Origin of the sequence: Sinomonas sp., from assembly GCF_051955515.1 — a bacterium.
GTDB lineage: Bacteria > Actinomycetota > Actinomycetes > Actinomycetales > Micrococcaceae > Sinomonas.
On the sequence record NZ_JBQCGQ010000274.1, the window covers coordinates 1 to 17,191 of the forward strand.

Consider the following 17,191-nt stretch of genomic DNA (forward strand, 5'->3'; position numbering starts at 1 on the left):
CGGTGCCCACACACCCCCCCCCCCCGGCCCCCCCCGGCCCGGCCCCCCCCCCCGCCCCCCCCCGGGCGGCCGCCCCCCGCGCCGAGGTCGGGCCGTGTGGCGCCGAGGTCGGGCCGTGTGATACCGAGGTCGGGCGTCATCGTAGCTCACGTACCGCGCCTTAACGGAGCGCGGTTTCGTAGACTGAGTGGATGCCATTTCTGGACCGAATCTCGGCGTGGGCGGCGGAGAAGCCGCACGACGTCGCCGTGGTCTGCGGAAGCCAGCGGCTGTCGTGGAGCGAACTCGCCGATCGGGCGGGGCAGCTGGCGCGCTCTGGCGAGGATGTCCGGATCCTGCAGGAGCCCAATGGCGTGCAGTTCGCGGCTCGGTGGGCGGCAGGAGTCGCAGGGCGGCGGGAATGCGCCGTTCTGGACCCTCTCTGGCCCGCGGAGCTCACGGCTGAGGTCAGGGAACGGCTCACCCAACGCTGGCGGGCGTCCATGCCGGCGCCGACCGAACTCGAGGATGGCGATGACGATGCCTCGTTCCTGGTCGGCCTGACCTCCGGCACCACGTCTGTGCCGAAGGCGTTCTCGCGCACCCGTGGGTCCTGGCGCCGCTCGTTCGAAGCATCGATTTCCCTGTTCGGCCTCAGCCCCGACGATCGCGTGCTGGCCCCCGGACCGCTCTCTGCGAGCCTCAACCTCTACACTCTCTCCGAATGCCTCTTCGCCGGGGCGTCATTCCATATGCTGCCGCACTTCGATGTCGGCGACGCCCATGTGGAAATCGGACGGGCTTCGATCACCCGGCTCGTGCTCGTCCCGACCATGCTGCGGGTTCTCGCCGAGCGCGGCCTTGCGGGCGACGTCGATGCGAGCGGCATCAGCGCGATCGTCTGCTCCGGGCAGAAGCTCGACCGCCGCACGCTGGAGGCCACCATGAGATGGGCACCGAACGCTGCGGTGTGGGAGTACTACGGCGCGTCGGAGCTGAGCTTCGTCGCGGCGAGGGCTCACGAGCCGGGGGAGCGTCCTTCAGAGGTGGGCACCGGCGTCGGGCGTGCGTTCCCCGGGGTGGATCTCGCCATCCTTGACGACGACGGCGGCCCGGTTGCCGACGGCGAGACAGGCAACATCTGCGTCCGCGGCGGCCTCGTGAGCGAGGGCTACGTGTGGGGAGACGACGGCCAGGCCTTCACCCGGCTCGGAGAATGGTGCACCGTCCGCGATCAGGGGTACGTGCGGGACGGCGAACTGCACGTCCTGGGCCGGACGCAGGACATGATCAACACGGGCGGTCAGAACGTCTATCCCCATGAGGTCGAGGCTGCGCTGGCGATGCTGCCTGGCGTCGCGGAGGTAGTGGCGGCGGGCATCCCCGACGACGTCCGTGGACAGCGCGTGGTAGCAGGTGTGGTGCCCGCCCACGCCGGTCTCTGCCAGCTCCAGCTGCGGGCGGGGCTCGAAGGACGGCTCCCCCCTGCCAAGCGCCCGCTGCAGTACTTCCAGCTGGACGAGCTGCCGGTGACTGAACGCGGCAAACTGAGCCGCGCCCTGTTCCAGCAATGGGTCCTCGAAGGGGATGTCCGTGCCCGGAAGCTCGCCTAGAACACCGCCACTGGTCATCGCCGGGCGGCGCACGCCACTCATCCGGGCTGGCACAGCGTTCGCCGGGCTACGAGTCCACGAGCTGCTGGCCCCGGTCTTGCGGGCCGTCCGGGAGGACTCTGGGCTGGCAGGGGAGGAGCTCGCCCAGGTCATCGTGGGCAACGCCGCGGGAGGCGGAGGGAATCTCGCCCGGCTCGCCGCGCTCGAGGCCGACTTCCCCGAGACAGTCCCAGGATTGACCGTGGACGGCCAATGCGGGTCGGGGCTCGACGCTGTCGTCCTCGCCTGCCGCCTGATTCAGGCGGGCGCAGGACTCGCCTATGTTGCGGGCGGCGCGGAGTCCATCAGTACGGCCCCGGTGCGCGGACATCGCACGCCCGACGGCGACATCGCCTTCTACTCGCGCGCCCAGCATGCGCCGACCCGGTCAGGCGCGGACAGCGACCCTGATATGGGGATCGCGGCAGAGACCGTTGCGCGCGAGGCGGGCGTGCCCCGCGAGCGTCAGGACGCGCTGGCGCTGCGGAGCCATCGCCGGGCGCTCGACGCAGCGTCCACCGGTGCGTTCAGCGCGGAAATCGTCCCTGTGCGCACGTCCGTAGGGTGGGTTCGGGCGGACAACGGGCCGCGGAGCCGCCTCGACGATCGCATCCTGGCACGGTTCCCTCCCGCGTTCGTTGCCGGGGGGACCGTCACGGCCGGCAACTCGTGCTTCGATGCTGACGGGGCTGCGGCCGTCGTCGTGGTCGATGCCGACAGATTGGCGCTGGTTCCCGGCCGCGCAGCGCTCGCGTTCCTCGGTTCGGCGAGTTCCGGCGTCGACCCGAGGCGGCTCGGCGTCGGTGCAGCTGCGGCGGCTGAGGCACTGCTCACGGAGCATGGCGCAACGGTCGAGGAACTCGCCGCCGTCGAATTCAACGAAGCCTTCGCCGGCCAGGTCTTGGCCTGCACGGACCGGATAGGCCTCACGGAAGACGCCGCCGACGCCGTCCTCAACATCCACGGTGGCTCCCTCGCGCTCGGTCATGCCTACGGAGCCTCGGGCGCGGTGTCTGTCGTGCGGCTGCTCGCCCGCGCCCAGTCCCTGCCGGACGGCTCGCTCTGCCTGGCGATGATCAGTTCCGCGGGCGGCCTCGGAACCGCGGTGCTGTTCGAAACGCGCCGCCTCTGACGCGTGGCCACCTCTCACCTGACGCGTGGCCACCTCTCGCCACATGCGTGGCCACCTCACTCACTCGTCGGGTTCTCCGAGTCCGCGAGCCGCGAGCGCTTCTCCGGTCCGGCGCCCGTAGGCCACAGCCGAGAGGACGACCGGAATGGTCCGCGCGCGGAGGTTGCGCTCAAGCCCGCGGGCCCGCGCTGCGTCGCCGACCTCGGCGAACGCACCAGCGAGCACCGGAATGCTGCGGATCATGATGGCGATCGCCAAGGCGAACCTCTCGGGGTCCGCGCCGAGGCGCCGCAGCGGACGCGCGAGCCCGGCGACACCGTCGAGCATTTCGCGCAGGGGGACGGTCGCGGTGAGCAGCCCGGCCGCGACGAAGCACAGCAGGAGATTCAGGACGATCCGCGCCGCCGTCGCTGGCCCCAGCTGCCACCACTGGAAGGCGCCGAGGACCGCGAGCAGAGGGAGCAGGACTCTCCACGACGCGAGGAGACGCCGCACGCCGAGGCCAGCCGTGAGCCAGGCGGCTACCACGGCGAAGACCGCTCCCGCCGAAGCACGCCAATCAAGCAGCACGAAGCTGGCCGTTCCGGCGAGGAGCACGCCGAGGAACTTCGCCCATAGGGGCGTGCGGTGCAGCCACGAGTCGCCCGGGACAAAGCCCGCGAGGACGCCGCCGCGGGTCCGGTCGCGCATCAGCGTGGCCCTGTTCCCGCACCGCTGAGCGCGCGGTAGTGGCGGACGGCCTCGGCGGGCTCCCCGTCGAACGCGATCCTTCCGGACTCGACGACGAGAACGCGTTCGGCGTCGAGCGCGAGTTCGAGGTCGTGGGTCGAGAGGATCACCTGTTGGGGGAGTGAGGCGAGGGCCTTGCGGAGAAGCTCCCGATTGCGGAGATCGAGGAGGGTGGACGGCTCGTCGAGGACGAGGACCTCCGGGTCGACCGCGAGCACGGCGGCAAGCGCCATCAGCTGGCGTTCGCCGCCGGAGAGTTCGTAGACGCTCTGGTCCGCGAGCCGCCCGAGTCCGAAGCGGTCGAGGACCTCCTGAGCCGCGGCTGCCCTGTCGAGGCGATTCCGATGGCGGCGCCGCAGGGAGAGCTCGATGTCCTCGCGGCCGGTCGGCATGACGAGCTGAGAGAGGGGGTCAGTGAAGACGAAGCCCACGTGCTGCCGAATGGCCCTGCCATCACGGACGGTGTCGAGCCCATCGACGACGACCGTGCCCGAGGAAGGCTCAACCAGTCCATTCAGCAGGCGCAGCAGTGTCGACTTCCCGGAGCCGTTGGCTCCGATCACCGCAACGCGGCGCTCCGTCAGCGCAATGGAGATCCCGTCGAGGACAACCTTCTCGCGCGGCCCTGCATCGGCGTCGAGCGCGACGGCAACCCGGACGTCCTCGAGCTCGATCCGGCTCACGCCTGCTTGACCCTCCTCACGAGGACGTCAGGGAATGCGTGGTGGACCGCTGTAGCAGCCAGGGCAGCCACCGCGTTCTTGAGCAGATCGCCGGGGTAGTACGCGAGATCCGCGAGGAAGGCGGCCTGCCACGAGAGCTTGAGGTTCACCATCATCCCGAGCACACCGAGGGAGTGGATGACGACGACGGACACCACGGTCGCAGCGACGAAGAACCAGGCGCCGCGTCGCGCAGCTGACGCCCGTCGGATGATGCGCTCGGCGAGCAGACCGAGCAGGAACGCCCCCACCAGAAACGCCACGATGTAGCCTGCTGATCCGCCGGCGAGGATCTGGAGGCCAGCGCGGCCTCCGGAGAAGATGGGCAGGCCCACGAAGCCGAGGATGAGATAGAGGCCGACGGCGGCCGCAGCCCGGGTGCCTCCGAGCACGAGCGCTGTGAGCGCCACGGCGAGAGTCTGAAGCGTGATGGGAACGCCGAAGCTCCCCACGGGACTGCCGGGGACGATGGCCGACGCGGCGATGAGGGCCGCGAACACGGCGACGAGGGCCAGCGACTGGGCATCCCACGCCCGGCGCGGACGGGACGACGTCGGCCCGCTGTGGGCGGTCTTCTGGCTCATGGTTCCCTCCAAGGTCTCCCGGCAGCTGGGTTCTTCTGACTGTGAAGGCTACGCATCGCCGTCGTCCGTCATTTTGTAGGCGCCCCACCAAGGCCAACCCCTCCACCTTGGTGAGGCGCCACAAGTCATGTCGAGTTTTCGACCCTGCCCGGAGGGTAACCCGTGGATGGCATCCGCGGACAGGGCGGGGGCGAGGAGAAACGGCGACAGGAGAGAGCGATGACGACCGCGCGCGAGATCATGACTCCGGGAGCCGAGTGCGTCGGCGAGAACGAGACACTTGAGGTCGCCGCCCGGAAGATGAGAGACCTCGATGTCGGGGCCCTGCCCATCTGCGGGGAGGACAATCGGCTCAAGGGTGTTGTGACCGATCGTGACATTGTGATCAAGTGCCTCGCCGAAGGCGGAGACCCACGGACGACGACGGCGGGGAGCCTAGGCGAGGGCAGGCCCATCACGATCGGCGCCGACGACAGTGTCGAAGAGGCGATCAAGACGATGGAGGAGCACCGCGTCCGCCGCCTCCCAGTCATCGACGGCCACGACCTCGTGGGCATGGTGTCCCAGGCCGACATAGCCCGAAGCCTCTCCGAGGACCAGGTGGGCGAGTTGGTCAAGCTGATCTCCTACTAGCGGGCTTCAGCGAATGTCACAGGACGGCGCTCAGCAATACGGTGTGCAGGACCTCGATTCGGAGCGACTTCTTCGCCTTGCCAGCCAGAACTTCGGCATCGACTCGTGGCGGGAGGGCCAATTCGAAGCGGTTGAGGCAGCTGCTAGGGGGCGGGACGTCCTGGCCGTCATGCCCACTGGCCACGGGAAGTCGGCGATCTACCAGATCCCCGGCGCGGCGCTCGACGGCGTCACGCTCGTGGTGAGCCCGCTCATCGCCCTCCAGCGGGACCAAGTGGATGGCATCAACGAAAGCCTCGGCGCCGAGCGGGCTGTGGCCCTCAACTCGACCCTCGGCGGGCGCGCAGAGAAGGCCGCGTGGGAAGCGATCGAACGCGGCGACGTGCGGTTCGCCTTCCTCGCCCCTGAGCAGCTGGCCCGCGAACAGACAGTGGAGCGCCTGACCGGCCTACGGCTGGCTCTCTTCGTGGTGGATGAGGCTCATTGCATCTCCTCGTGGGGCCACGACTTCCGTCCGGACTACCTCCTCCTCGGCGATGTGCTGCAGAAGCTCGGGCGGCCTCCCGTCGTCGCGCTGACCGCCACGGCCACCCCGCACACCCGAGCCGAAATCGTCGAGCGGCTGGGCCTTCGGGACCCGCTCGTGATGATCCAGAGCTTCGACCGGCCCAACATCGAACTGGCGGTGGTCAGGCACGAGAGCGAGGCAGGGAAGCGGGCCGCGGTCATCGAGCAGGTCGCCGAGCTCGAGGGTCCCGGCCTGCTCTATGTGGCCACGCGCCGGAACACCGAGGAGTACGCACGTGAGCTTGTTGAGCGCGGCGTCCGGGCGGCGGCCTATCACTCAGGGCGCAAGGCCAGCGACCGCGCCGAGGTCCACCAGCGGTTCCTCGACAACGAACTGGACGTCGTCGTCGCCACGACGGCCTTCGGCATGGGAATCGACAAGCCTGACGTACGCTTCGTGGTCCACGCCGACATCCCTGATTCGCTCGACAGCTACTATCAGGAGATTGGCCGATCAGGCCGTGACGGCGATCCCGCGCTCGCCGTTCTCCACTACCGCGCGGAAGATCTGGGACTCCAGCGATTCTTCGCTGGGAAGTCATTCGACGAGGACAACGTCGCCGCCAGCTATGAAGCCATCCGCGCTCGCGGGCCGCTCCGGTCCGCTGCGCTGCGAACCGAGACCGGTCTGACGCCTCGCGCCCAGGCGCGCGCGGTGAGCCTGCTCGAGCACAGCGGCTGCGTGGTCGCATCGCGCGCCGGATATCGGTCCGTGGGGAACCTCAGCCCGGACGACGCGATCGAGCGCGCACGGGAAGCGGATGAGGCACGGCATCGGATCGACGAGTCTCGGGTGGAGATGGCGCGCGGCTACGCCGAGACCGATGTCTGCCGGCGCCAGTGGCTCCTGAACTACTTCGGCGAGGAAGCGGCCGCCTGGTGCGGAAACTGCGATCGGTGCAAGGAGGAAGGAAGCGCGCAGGAGGCCGAAGAACGCGAGGCTGCGACGCCCGGCGGTTGGTCGATGCAGTCCCAGGTGCGCCACCGTGAGTGGGGGCCGGGCATGGTTATGGGGGTCGAGCCCGACCGCCTCACGGTGCTCTTCGAGTCGGTCGGCTACAAGGAGCTGGCACTTTCGGCCATCGAGGAGAACGAGGGCCTTCTGGTCCGGGAGGGCGATTCCGGCTGAACCGCGCCTGCGATCCCACGCCAGAAATCTCGCATGGTTGATCTGAGGTCTGGCGGGGCACGTAGAGGGCAGGGCTAGTATGGCTCCCGTGCGCCGCGTGACAGAGATCACGCGACGGCGGTCCGAGGCTGGGAGGGGTTTCCCATGGCAAGTCCGCTGCAGTGGCCGGTTCTGCGGCAGTTTCTGGAGCACGATCCGACAGGCCGCCACCACGCGGCGAAATCCCGCGCCACCGAGAATCTGAAGGCGCGGATCGAGACGGCAGATCGGGTGGTCCCCTCGGTGTGCCCCTTCTGCGCCGTCGGGTGCGCGCAGAGGGTCTACGTCAAAGACGAGCAGGTCATCCAGATCGAGGGAAACCCCGATTCACCGATCAGCCGCGGGCGGCTCTGCCCGAAGGGCTCGGCGTCGCTCCAGCTGACCACGGGGGACTCCCGGGAGAAATACGTCCTCTACCGCAAGCCGCATGGGACGGACTGGGAGCGGCTGGATCTCGAGACCGCGATGGACATGGTGGCCCAGCGCGTGGTCGAGACTCGACGCAACACGTGGGAGTGGGATGTCGACGGCATCCGCACCCGTCGGACCATGGGGGTCGCGAGCCTCGGCGGGGCCACGCTCGACAATGAGGAGAATTACCTCATCAAGAAGCTGTTCACGGCGTTGGGCATCGTCCAGGTCGAGAATCAGGCGCGGGTGTGCCACAGCTCCACCGTCTCCGGCCTCGGCACGAGCTTCGGCCGTGGCGGCTCGACCACGTATCTCCAGGATCTTCAGAACGCCGACTGCATCATCATCCAAGGCTCGAACTTCGCCGAGGCCCATCCGGTCGGCTTCCAGTGGGTCATGGAGGCGAAGGAGCGCGGAGCCAAGATCATCCATGTCGATCCCCGGTTCTCGCGGACGAGCGCCATGGCGGACACGTTCGTGCCGATCCGGGCCGGCACCGACGTCGCGTTCCTCGGCGGGCTCATCAACTGGGTCATCACGCACGATGCGTACTTCCGCGAATACGTGGTGAACTACACGAACGCGGCTACGATCCTCCGCGAGGACTTCCAGGACACCGAGGATCTGAACGGTCTGTTCTCCGGCTACGACGCTGAGCACTCCACCTACAGCACGGAGACATGGCAGTACGAGGGCGGGTATGCGGCGGCCTCGTCCGGCGAGCGCGATTCGCATCTCCAGGAGCAGGGGAGCGCGCTCGGCGAGTCGTCGCATCCCCAGTCGCACGGGTCGGGCGGCCCGGGCGTCCATGGAGAATGGCGGCGGGACGAGTCCCTCCAGGATCCGCGCTGCGTCTTCCAGGTGCTCAAGCGGCACTATTCCCGCTACACGCCGGAGATGGTCGAGCAGGTGTGCGGCGTGCCGCAGGCGCTGTTCGAGGAGGTCGCCGAGGCGATCACCACCAACTCGGGCAGAGAGCGGACGACGGCGTTCGCGTACGCCGTGGGCTGGACGCAGCACACCACCGGCACCCAGTACATCCGCACCGCCTCCGTCCTCCAGCTCCTTCTCGGCAACATCGGACGCCCCGGGGGCGGGATCATGGCCCTCCGCGGCCACGCGAGCATCCAGGGCTCGAGCGACATCCCGACGCTGTACGACCTGCTGCCCGGCTACCTGCCGACGCCTCACGCCGAACAGCACCTCGACTTGGACGGCTACATCGAGGCGGACTCTGCGAAGGGCGGCTTCTGGGCCAACATGCGGGCCTACACCGTCAGCCTGCTCAAGGCGTGGTGGGGGGACGCCGCGACGGCGGAGAACGACTTCTGCTTCGACTATCTCCCGCGCATCACAGGCAGCCACAGCACGTACGACACGGTCAACGCCCAGCTCGAGGGCATCTGCAAGGGGTACTTCCTCATGGGGGAGAACCCGGCTGTGGGGTCCGCGAACACCCACCTCCAGCGTCTCGGCATGTCGAAGCTCGACTGGCTTGTGGTCCGAGACTTCTCCCTCATCGAGAGCGCCACGTGGTGGAAGGACGGCCCGGAGATCGCCACCGGCGAGCTGCGCACCGAGGACATCGCCACGGAGGTCTTCTTCTTCCCCGCTGCCGCCCACACCGAGAAGGCCGGGAGCTTCACGAACACCAACCGGCTCGTGCAGTGGCGCGACCAGGCTATCGAGCCCGAAGCCGACCGCAGGAGCGACCTGTGGTTCATCTGGCATCTGGGCAAGCGGATCCGCAAGCTTCTCGAAGGATCGGCCGACGACGCCGACAGGCCCGTGCTCGACCACACCTGGGATTACCCGACGGTGGGCACACAGGACGAGCCCGACGCTGATGCGGTCTTCGCCGAGATCAACGGGAAGGCGGCGGACGGCTCGCCATTGTCTGCCTACACCCAGCTCAAGGATGACGGCTCCACGTCATGCGGCTGCTGGATCTACTGCGGCTGCAGGGCTGACGGCGTCAATCAGGCGGCGCGACGCAAGCCCCACACCGAGCAGACAGTCTCGAGCCGTGAATGGGGCTGGGCATGGCCTGCCAACCGCCGTGAGCTCTACAACCGCGCCTCGGCGGATCCCGAGGGGAAGCCGTGGAGCGAGCGGAAGAAGCTCGTCTGGTGGGACGAGGAGGCCGGCGAGTGGACCGGCGACGACGTTCCCGACTTCGAGCCGACCAAGCCGCCGTCGTACCGGCCGCCCAAGGACGCGAAGGGGCCAGACGCGCTCTCCGGCACCGATCCCTTCATCATGCAGTCCGACGGCAAGGGGTGGCTCTACGCGCCGGCGGGCCTCGTCGACGGTCCGATGCCCACACATTACGAGCCGCAAGAGTCGCCCTTCGAGAACGCGCTGTACGGCCAGCAGAGGAATCCCCTGCGCAAGCTCCTGCCCAGGGAGGGCAACCGGTACCACCCGAGCGGGAATCAGCCGGGCGCCGACGTCTACCCCTACGTGCTGACCACGTACCGGCTGACCGAGCACTTCACCGCGGGTGCGATGACCCGTTGGCTCCCGTATCTGGCGGAACTGCAGCCGGAGTCCTTCTGCGAAGTCTCGCCGGCCCTCGCCGCCGAACGCGGGCTCACGAACCGGGACTGGGCCACGCTCGTCTCGGCCCGTGGGGCCATCGAGGCACGAGTCCTCGTGACGGACCGGATGAAGCCGCTCCGCGTCCAGGGCCGGACGGTCCATCAGATCGGCATGCCGTACCACTGGGGCCCGAATGGGCTGAGCCGGGGCGATGCCATGAATGAGCTCTCCTCGATCTCCATGGATCCGAACGTCCATATCCAGGAGGTCAAGGCGCTCACTGTGGACATCCGGCCCGGCCGCCGGCCCCGAGGCGGCGACCTGCTTGGCCTGGTTGCCGACTACCGCCGGCGCGCGGGCATAGATGCGCACACCGGCCTTGATGAGCACACCGGCATGGAAGGGGTCAGGGCATGAGCGTCACCCAACTCGGGATGCCTTCGCTGGGGGTTCCCCGCAAGGGCTTCTTCACCGACACGAGCCTGTGCATCGGGTGCAAGGCCTGTGAGGTCGCCTGCAAGGAGTGGAACGACGTCCCGGCCGACACGGATCTCCAGATCACGGGAGAGTCCTTCGACAACACGTCCGCCCTCGGAGCCAACACCTGGCGCCATGTGGCGTTCATCGAGAAGCAGGTGCCCGCGACCGATCCGTCCGCTCACGACGGCGTCAAATGGCTCATGTCCTCGGATGTGTGCAAGCACTGCACCCACGCGGCCTGCCTCGATGTCTGCCCCACGGGCGCGCTCTTCCGCACTGAGCACGGAACGGTCGTGGTTCAGCAGGACATCTGCAACGGCTGCGGCTACTGCGTCTCCGCGTGCCCCTACGGTGTCATCGACCAGCGCAAGGGCGACGGCCGGGCCTTCAAGTGCACCATGTGCTATGACCGCCTCGAGGCCGGCGAGGAGCCGGCCTGCGCGAAGGCCTGCCCCACCAAGTCGATCCAGTTCGGGGAGCTCGATGAGCTGCGCGAGCGGGCTGACGCGCGCCTCGAAGAGCTGAAGGAGCGCGGCGAGGAGAACGCCCAGCTCTACGGGCGTGACCCGGACAACGGGGTGGGCGGCGACGGGGCGTTCTTCCTCCTCCTGGATGAACCCGAGACGTACGGACTTCCCCCGGATCCCATCGTGACCACGAGGGACCTGCCGGCGATGTGGAAGCGTGCGGCAGGCGCCGCGGCTGGCCTTCTGGCCGGGGCGGCCCTCGCGTTCTGGGGAGCGAAGAAGTGAGCCCGCGGCGGCAGAAGGAGGAATTCACGTCCTACTACGGTCGGCCTATCCTCAAAGAGCCTACGTGGGAAGCTCTGGACATTGCCGGCTACATCTTCGCCGGCGGCCTCGCGGGGGCCTCGTCGCTCCTCGCTGCGGGCGCGCAGCACAGCGGGCGTCCGGGGCTCGAACGGTCGGCCAAGCTCACGGCCCTCACCGCGATCTCCGCATCGGTCGTCGCGCTGGTCCACGACCTCGGACGCCCTGACAGGTTCCTCAACATGCTCCGGGTCGCAAAGCCGACCTCGCCGATGAGCGTCGGCTCGTGGATCCTCTCGGTCTACGGTCCGCTCGCTGGGGCGACAGCAGCTTCCAATGTGCTCGGCCTCCTGCCGCGAGCCGGGCGCCTGGCAGGCCTCGGCGCCGCCGTGGCCGGGACGGGAGTCGCGACCTACACCGCAGTCCTGATCGGGGACACCGCGGTGCCCACCTGGCACGACGCCCATGACGTTCTGCCGTTCGTGTTCGCCGGGTCGGCTGCGGCATCGGCCGGCGGCGTCGCCGCAGCCCTCTCGCCCGTCGCGGAGGCGGGACCGGCACGACGGATGGCTGTCGGGGGCGCGGCGCTGGAAACTGCCATGAGCCTCATCATGGAGCGCAGGGATCACCTCTCCACCGAGACGCTGCACACGGGCAAGGCAGGAAGACTGCTGCGGCTCTCGAAGGCCTGCACGGTCGGTGGTGCGGTCGGGCTCGCGCTCGGCGGGGGCAGGTCGCGGGCCGTGAGCGTGCTCGGCGGGCTGACCCTGGCCGCGGGCTCAGCTCTCCTCCGCTTCGGCGTGTTCGAAGCTGGCCGGGCCTCCACACGCGACCCGAAGTACGTCGTCGTGCCTCAGCGCGAGCGGCTCGGGAAGCAGGCTGAAGTGCAGGGGAACGGCGGACGGCAACCGTTGGAGAAGGCGCGGGCGGAGGCCCAGAGCGCAGGGCAGGGGAAAGGCACGGGGGTTTCGGCGGCTAGCATGGTATGAGGCCCAGTCCGGGCCGCGCACCCCCCGAAAGGCCCCTCCTTACGTGATCACTGTTCAGGACCTCGAACTCCGCGCCGGCGCGCGCCTGCTCATGGACGGTGTGACGTTCCGGATCGACAAGGGCGACAAGATCGGCCTCGTGGGGCGCAACGGTGCCGGCAAGACCACCCTCACGCGCGTCCTGGCGGGCGAGGGGATCCCGGCTGCTGGAACGGTCACGCGCAGCGGCGAGATCGGCTACCTGCCGCAGGACCCGCGGACCCCGGACATGGAGCAGCTCGCGCGCGACCGCATCCTGTCAGCGCGCGGGCTCGACGTCGTCGTCCGCAAGCTGCGCGAGACCCAAGCGGCCATGGCCAGCGGTGACGCGGCCATTCAGCGCAAGGCGATGGCCCGCTACGACCGCCTCGAGGCGGAGTTCCTCGCGGGCGGCGGCTATGCAGCCGAGGCCGAGGCCGCCGCGATCTCCGCCAACCTCGCGCTCCCCGAGCGCATTCTCAACCAGCCGCTCCGCACGCTCTCCGGCGGCCAGCGGCGACGCGTCGAGCTGGCAAGGATCCTTTACTCAGCGGCGGACACCCTTCTCCTCGACGAGCCCACCAACCACCTCGATGGCGACTCCATCGCGTGGCTGCGGGAGTTCCTGAAGGCGCATCAGGGCGGGCTCATCGTGATCTCCCACGATGTCGAGCTGCTCGAGGCGACGGTCAACAAGGTCTTCCACCTCGACGCGAACCGCGCGGTGATCGACGTCTACAACATGGGCTGGAAGCGCTACCTCGCCCAGCGCGAGACCGACGAACGGGCGCGGCGGCGGGAGCGCGCGAACGCCGAGAAGAAGGCCCAGGTCCTCCTCGATCAGGCGAACAAGATGCGTGCCAAGGCAACGAAGGCGGTCGCGGCGCAGAACATGGCCAAGCGGGCGGAGCGTCTGCTGGCCGGCGTCGCGGAGGAACGCGTGTCGGATCGCGTTGCCGCTCTGCGCTTCCCGGAGCCTGCCCCCTGCGGAAAGACCCCCCTCCAGGCCGAGGGACTCTCGAAGTCGTATGGCTCGCTGGAGATCTTCACCGACGTCGACCTCGCGGTGGACCGGGGCTCGCGGGTGGTGATCCTCGGGCTCAACGGCGCAGGCAAGACGACCCTTCTCCGGATGCTTGCGGGGGTCGACTCGCCGGACACGGGCGAGATCCATCCGGGCCACGGACTCAAGGTCGGGTACTACGCGCAGGAGCACGAGACCCTCGATCCTGACCGCTCGGTCTTGGAGAACATGCGCCGTGCCGCCCCCGATCATCTCGGGGACGCGGATGTCCGCGGCATCCTCGGCTCGTTCCTGTTCACGGGCGATGACGTGGACAAGCCCGCCGGAGTGCTCTCGGGAGGGGAGAAGACCCGCCTCGCCCTGGCCACGATTGTGGCGTCGAGCGCGAACGTCCTCCTGCTCGACGAGCCGACCAACAACCTCGACCCGGCGAGCCGCCGCGAGATCCTCGGGGCCCTCAAGACGTACAAGGGCGCCGTCGTCATGGTGAGCCACGACGAGGGGGCCGTCGAGGCGCTCAACCCCGAGCGAGTCGTCCTCCTGCCGGACGGCGTCGAGGACCTCTGGAGCGCGGACTACCTCGACCTGATCACGCTCGCGTAGGCGTCAGCGGACCTCCAGCGGTTCGGCGCCTGTCACGCGGGCGAGGTCCTCATACGTGACGGACAGCATCGACTGATGGTCTCCCGCACCCGCCCACAGGAGCGGGTAGGCCTTCAGCTGCAGGTCGATGAGCGTGCGGAGCGGCTGCGGATGCCCCACGGGTGCGACGCCGCCCACGCGCTGACCGGTGTGCGCGAAGACGAAGTCGGCGCTGGCTCGACGGATCCTCCCCGACCCGAGCTGCCTCGCGACCAGCTTCGTGTCGACCCGCGCAGCCCCGCTCGCGAGGATCAGCAGGGGGTCGCCGTCGACCTCGAAGACGAGGCTGTTCGCGATCGCCCCGAGTTCGCAGCCGAGCACTTCCGCGGCCGCGGCGGCGGTGGGAACGTCCTCGTCGAACGTGCGCACGCTGTCCTGCAGGCCGGCGGCGAGCAGCGCCCGGCGCACGCGGTCGACGGCGGCCCGGTCGCCCTTCTGCGATCCGCTCACCGGTAGCCCTGGGCGTCGAGGATGGCGTCCTCTTCCTCCTCGGCGGTGGGCTTCCGCCGCTTCTTCGGGACGAAGCGTGCCGCGCGGGCAGCAGCATGGTCGGCCGCCTGCTCGGCCTCGGTGTGATCTTCGCCCCGGCCCCGAGCCGCTTCGGCAGCCTCCGCTGCCTCGGCGGCGGCATCGATGGCGCGATTGCGCGCATGCTGGCGCGCGGCGTATCCGAAGCCGATGAACATCAGCACGCCGAAGGCGAGCCACTGCAGCGCGTATGAGAGGTGGGTTCCGTCGTCGGGCTGGGGCTTCGGCAGGGCGGTCGGGGTCGTGGCCGCGGCGGGAGTCTCGCTCGCCATCAATCCATACGATCCGGTGAGCACGGGATACTTCAGCTGGCCCGCGTAGGTGGGCAGGTCGATGGAGGCGAGCTGGCCCGATGGCGCGCCGCGATCGAGAGTGGGCTCGCTGGGCCGCAGCCGCACGACGACGGACACCTCGCCCGACGGCGGCGCTGGCACGGAGTCAGGACGGCCCTGTTCCTGATTGCCGATCGGCAGCCATCCGCGGTCCACGATCACCGTCTGGCCCGAGTCGAGCCTGAACGGCACCACCACTTCGTAGCCCGGCTGCCCGTTGAGGGGTCGGTTGCGTACCACGCGGGTGTCCGCCGGCTGATACGAGCCGTGAAGGCTCACCTGCTCCCATTCGTGGTCGCTGGCGAGGTGCTCGAACTGCGGGGACGCGTCGTGGAAGGGCGCCGGGGCTGCGTCATAGTTCCGATTCACGAGGTCGATGACGGCCTGGGTCTCGGCAAGCCGGGACATCTGCCACCGGCTGAGCAGCACGCAGGCGACGGCGAAGAGGATGGCGAGGCCCAAGTACGTGAGCCAGCGGCGTGAGAAGAGGAACCGATACACGTCAGCGTGCTCCGTCCCTGGCCGACTGCGCGTGAGGGATGGTCTCGCGCCACAGCAGGCGGGTCTTGAGGTAGTCCTCGAGCCAGTCGCGATGCTCGCCGCAGGCAAGCCAGACCTTGCGACGCTCGGGGGTGTGGATCCGGGGGTTGTTCCAGAGGAGCTGCCATTCGGCTTGGCTGCGGCAGCCCTTTCGGGAGCACACTGCAGCCTCCGGACCTTCGTCCGGCACCATTCCCAGCAAGCTCACGCGCTCTTCTCCTCTGTGCCCCGATCGTCTTCCTCGGTGTCGTCCACGACTTCCCCGTCCAGCACCACGTCGTCGGCGCGCCCGGCCGCGCCGGCCTCGAGCTCGGCCACGGGCGGGGTGTCGAGCAGGGAGTCGCTCGTCGTCTCCGCCGTGTCCTGTGCGTTGGCGATGACCACGGCAACCCACGGAAGGAACACGGCGCCGGCGACGGCGATCAGCTTGAACCAGCCGTCCACAACGAAGAGCAGAATGATGCAGACCATGCGGATGCCCATCGCCGTGGCATAGCGGACCATGCGCTTGTGCATGTCCTCGCTGTGCCCCGGGGCCGCGGTGGTGATGCTGTGGACTTCCGGATCATCGGAGGTCCGCTCGTCCTCCGGCCCGGTTCCCGTCCCGTCAGTCAGTCTTTTCATCATTGTTCCCGTCCGTCCATTGTCCCACCGGGCCTCCGGGCGGGCGAATCCTGCTGTCATGCCGCGCTCATCTCCCGGCTCGAGGCGCCAGGGCACGGGACGTGCCGCTAGGATTCTCGACAGACCAGTGCTGCCCGGATCGCTCCGCAGCCAAGCCCCCGGACGCACTCCCAACACTGTAGAGCCGCATTTCCAACACCTGAAGGAGCCCCGTGAGTACGGAAGCCCACGTCCCCCGCAGCGTCCTCGTGACCGGAGGGAACCGCGGAATCGGCCTCGCCATCGCAAGGGCCTTCGCGGCGAACGGCGACAAGGTAGCCGTCACCTACCGCTCCTCGAGCGAGCTGCCGGAGGGCATTCTGGGCGTGCAGGCCGACGTCACGGACGAGGCGTCGATCGATCGGGCGTTCTCAGAGGTCGAGGCGGCGCACGGTCCCGTGGAGGTGCTCGTGGCGAACGCCGGCATCACGAAGGACACGCTCCTGCTCCGGATGAGCGAAGACGATTTCACGTCGGTCCTCGATACGAACCTCACCGGCGCATTCCGCGTCGTGAAGCGCGCGTCCAAGGGAATGATCAGGCTCCGCCGCGGCCGCGTGGTCCTGATCTCCTCCGTGTCGGGCCTCTATGGGGCACCGGGCCAGATCAACTACTCGGCGTCCAAAGCGGGCCTCGTCGGCTTGGCGCGCTCCCTCACGCGCGAGCTCGGCTCCCGCGGGATCACGGCCAACGTCGTCGCGCCCGGCTTCATCAAGACCGACATGACGGCGGAGCTTCCCGAGGACACGCAGAAGGATTACCTTTCGCGCGTCCCCGCCGGTCGATTTGCCGACGCGGACGAGGTGGCGAACGTGGTCCGCTGGATCGCGAGTGACGAGGCCGGCTACATCTCCGGCGCCGTCATCCCGGTCGACGGCGGCCTCGGCATGGGCCACTGACCGTCACCTCTTGTTCGCGGAACCTCTTGTTCGCGGAACCTCTTGTTCACGGAAGGAACTGACATGACAGACCAGGGCACGGCGCAAAGCACGCCGCTGGCCGGCAAGACGGCGATCGTCACCGGCTCCTCGCGCGGAATCGGCGCGTCCACGGCGAAGATCCTCGCGGGGGAGGGGGCCGCCGTCGT

16 protein-coding genes and 1 pseudogene are annotated in these 17,191 nt (G+C 68.9%); 10 read left to right on the top strand and 7 right to left on the bottom strand.

Annotated features, from left to right (window positions below):
* The first annotated feature begins 191 nt into the window (after positions 1-191).
* Together ACTHL9_RS15995 and ACTHL9_RS16000 are read left to right on the top strand one after the other, a co-directional pair.
* Positions 192-1,592, top strand: a complete 1,401-nt coding sequence (locus tag ACTHL9_RS15995) for a class I adenylate-forming enzyme family protein (protein ID WP_440520273.1) — start codon at positions 192-194, stop codon at positions 1,590-1,592.
* Entirely contained in the window at positions 1,567-2,763 is a 1,197-nt protein-coding gene (locus tag ACTHL9_RS16000) for a thiolase family protein (protein ID WP_440520274.1), read from the top strand. The genes ACTHL9_RS15995 and ACTHL9_RS16000 overlap by 26 nt, the downstream gene beginning before the upstream one ends.
* A gap of 60 nt (positions 2,764-2,823) precedes the next feature.
* Here ACTHL9_RS16000 and ACTHL9_RS16005 read toward each other — a convergent pair whose 3' ends face one another.
* The 3 genes from ACTHL9_RS16005 to ACTHL9_RS16015 are packed head-to-tail and all read right to left on the bottom strand — an operon-like array spanning position 2,824 to position 4,798.
* Positions 2,824-3,453, bottom strand: coding sequence for an energy-coupling factor transporter transmembrane component T family protein (locus tag ACTHL9_RS16005; RefSeq protein ID WP_440520275.1), 630 nt, complete (start codon positions 3,451-3,453; stop codon positions 2,824-2,826).
* Positions 3,453-4,175: an energy-coupling factor ABC transporter ATP-binding protein gene (locus ACTHL9_RS16010; protein ID WP_440520276.1), complete on the bottom strand. Its 723-nt coding sequence runs from the start codon at positions 4,173-4,175 to the stop codon at positions 3,453-3,455. The genes ACTHL9_RS16005 and ACTHL9_RS16010 overlap by 1 nt, the downstream gene beginning before the upstream one ends.
* Positions 4,172-4,798: a biotin transporter BioY gene (locus ACTHL9_RS16015; RefSeq protein WP_440520277.1), complete on the bottom strand. Its 627-nt coding sequence runs from the start codon at positions 4,796-4,798 to the stop codon at positions 4,172-4,174. Before ACTHL9_RS16015 ends, ACTHL9_RS16010 begins: the two co-directional genes overlap by 4 nt.
* 219 nt (positions 4,799-5,017) lie before the next feature.
* Here ACTHL9_RS16015 and ACTHL9_RS16020 point away from each other — a divergent pair, with 219 nt between their 5' ends.
* The 6 genes from ACTHL9_RS16020 to ACTHL9_RS16045 all read left to right on the top strand — a co-directional run bounded on the left by ACTHL9_RS16020 (position 5,018) and on the right by ACTHL9_RS16045 (position 14,002).
* Positions 5,018-5,431 carry a CBS domain-containing protein gene (locus tag ACTHL9_RS16020; protein ID WP_440520278.1) on the top strand — a complete coding sequence of 138 codons (414 nt, stop codon included), beginning with the start codon at positions 5,018-5,020 and terminating at the stop codon, positions 5,429-5,431.
* Between the two features lie 13 nt (positions 5,432-5,444).
* On the top strand, positions 5,445-7,127 hold the full coding sequence (locus ACTHL9_RS16025) for a RecQ family ATP-dependent DNA helicase (protein WP_440520279.1): 1,683 nt from the start codon (positions 5,445-5,447) through the stop codon (positions 7,125-7,127).
* Positions 7,128-7,271: 144 nt separating this feature from the next.
* On the top strand, positions 7,272-10,535 hold the full coding sequence (gene fdh, locus ACTHL9_RS16030) for a formate dehydrogenase (protein ID WP_440520280.1): 3,264 nt from the start codon (positions 7,272-7,274) through the stop codon (positions 10,533-10,535).
* Positions 10,532-11,350: a 4Fe-4S dicluster domain-containing protein gene (locus ACTHL9_RS16035; protein WP_440520281.1), complete on the top strand. Its 819-nt coding sequence runs from the start codon at positions 10,532-10,534 to the stop codon at positions 11,348-11,350. The genes fdh and ACTHL9_RS16035 overlap by 4 nt, the downstream gene beginning before the upstream one ends.
* Positions 11,347-12,357, top strand: a complete 1,011-nt coding sequence (nrfD, locus tag ACTHL9_RS16040; RefSeq protein WP_440520282.1) for an NrfD/PsrC family molybdoenzyme membrane anchor subunit — start codon at positions 11,347-11,349, stop codon at positions 12,355-12,357. Before ACTHL9_RS16035 ends, nrfD begins: the two co-directional genes overlap by 4 nt.
* 43 nt (positions 12,358-12,400) lie before the next feature.
* Positions 12,401-14,002, top strand: a complete 1,602-nt coding sequence (locus tag ACTHL9_RS16045; RefSeq protein ID WP_440520283.1) for an ABC-F family ATP-binding cassette domain-containing protein — start codon at positions 12,401-12,403, stop codon at positions 14,000-14,002.
* 3 nt (positions 14,003-14,005) lie between these two features.
* Here ACTHL9_RS16045 and ACTHL9_RS16050 read toward each other — a convergent pair whose 3' ends face one another.
* The 4 genes from ACTHL9_RS16050 to ACTHL9_RS16065 are packed head-to-tail and all read right to left on the bottom strand — an operon-like array spanning position 14,006 to position 16,065.
* Positions 14,006-14,491 (bottom strand): YbaK/EbsC family protein, encoded by a 486-nt coding sequence (locus ACTHL9_RS16050; RefSeq protein WP_440520284.1) that lies wholly within the window; start codon positions 14,489-14,491, stop codon positions 14,006-14,008.
* The gene (locus tag ACTHL9_RS16055) at positions 14,488-15,402 is read right to left on the bottom strand and encodes an SURF1 family cytochrome oxidase biogenesis protein (RefSeq protein WP_440520285.1); all 915 of its coding nucleotides are present in this window, start codon (positions 15,400-15,402) and stop codon (positions 14,488-14,490) included. Before ACTHL9_RS16055 ends, ACTHL9_RS16050 begins: the two co-directional genes overlap by 4 nt.
* A gap of 1 nt (position 15,403) precedes the next feature.
* Entirely contained in the window at positions 15,404-15,634 is a 231-nt protein-coding gene (locus ACTHL9_RS16060; protein WP_440520288.1) for a hypothetical protein, read from the bottom strand.
* A gap of 11 nt (positions 15,635-15,645) precedes the next feature.
* A complete protein-coding gene (locus ACTHL9_RS16065; RefSeq protein ID WP_440520286.1) occupies positions 15,646-16,065 on the bottom strand; it encodes a DUF3099 domain-containing protein in 420 nt (139 codons plus the stop codon).
* A 212-nt stretch (positions 16,066-16,277) separates the two neighbouring features.
* Here ACTHL9_RS16065 and ACTHL9_RS16070 point away from each other — a divergent pair, with 212 nt between their 5' ends.
* Together ACTHL9_RS16070 and ACTHL9_RS16075 are read left to right on the top strand one after the other, a co-directional pair.
* Complete coding sequence (locus ACTHL9_RS16070; RefSeq protein WP_440520287.1) at positions 16,278-17,003, top strand: beta-ketoacyl-ACP reductase; 726 nt, start codon at positions 16,278-16,280, stop codon at positions 17,001-17,003.
* A gap of 63 nt (positions 17,004-17,066) precedes the next feature.
* A pseudogene (locus tag ACTHL9_RS16075) lies at positions 17,067-17,191 on the top strand (short-chain dehydrogenase); the annotation flags it as partial.

Coding starts and splice junctions, on each gene's coding strand:
- ACTHL9_RS16000 (WP_440520274.1), top strand. CDS start 1,567: ATGTCCGTGCCCGGAAGCTCGCCTAGAACACCGCCACTGGTCATCGCC.
- ACTHL9_RS16015 (WP_440520277.1), bottom strand. CDS start 4,798: ATGAGCCAGAAGACCGCCCACAGCGGGCCGACGTCGTCCCGTCCGCGC.
- ACTHL9_RS16005 (WP_440520275.1), bottom strand. CDS start 3,453: ATGCGCGACCGGACCCGCGGCGGCGTCCTCGCGGGCTTTGTCCCGGGC.
- ACTHL9_RS16060 (WP_440520288.1), bottom strand. CDS start 15,634: ATGGTGCCGGACGAAGGTCCGGAGGCTGCAGTGTGCTCCCGAAAGGGC.
- ACTHL9_RS16020 (WP_440520278.1), top strand. CDS start 5,018: ATGACGACCGCGCGCGAGATCATGACTCCGGGAGCCGAGTGCGTCGGC.
- ACTHL9_RS16025 (WP_440520279.1), top strand. CDS start 5,445: ATGTCACAGGACGGCGCTCAGCAATACGGTGTGCAGGACCTCGATTCG.
- fdh (WP_440520280.1), top strand. CDS start 7,272: ATGGCAAGTCCGCTGCAGTGGCCGGTTCTGCGGCAGTTTCTGGAGCAC.
- ACTHL9_RS16035 (WP_440520281.1), top strand. CDS start 10,532: ATGAGCGTCACCCAACTCGGGATGCCTTCGCTGGGGGTTCCCCGCAAG.
- ACTHL9_RS16065 (WP_440520286.1), bottom strand. CDS start 16,065: ATGAAAAGACTGACTGACGGGACGGGAACCGGGCCGGAGGACGAGCGG.
- ACTHL9_RS15995 (WP_440520273.1), top strand. CDS start 192: ATGCCATTTCTGGACCGAATCTCGGCGTGGGCGGCGGAGAAGCCGCAC.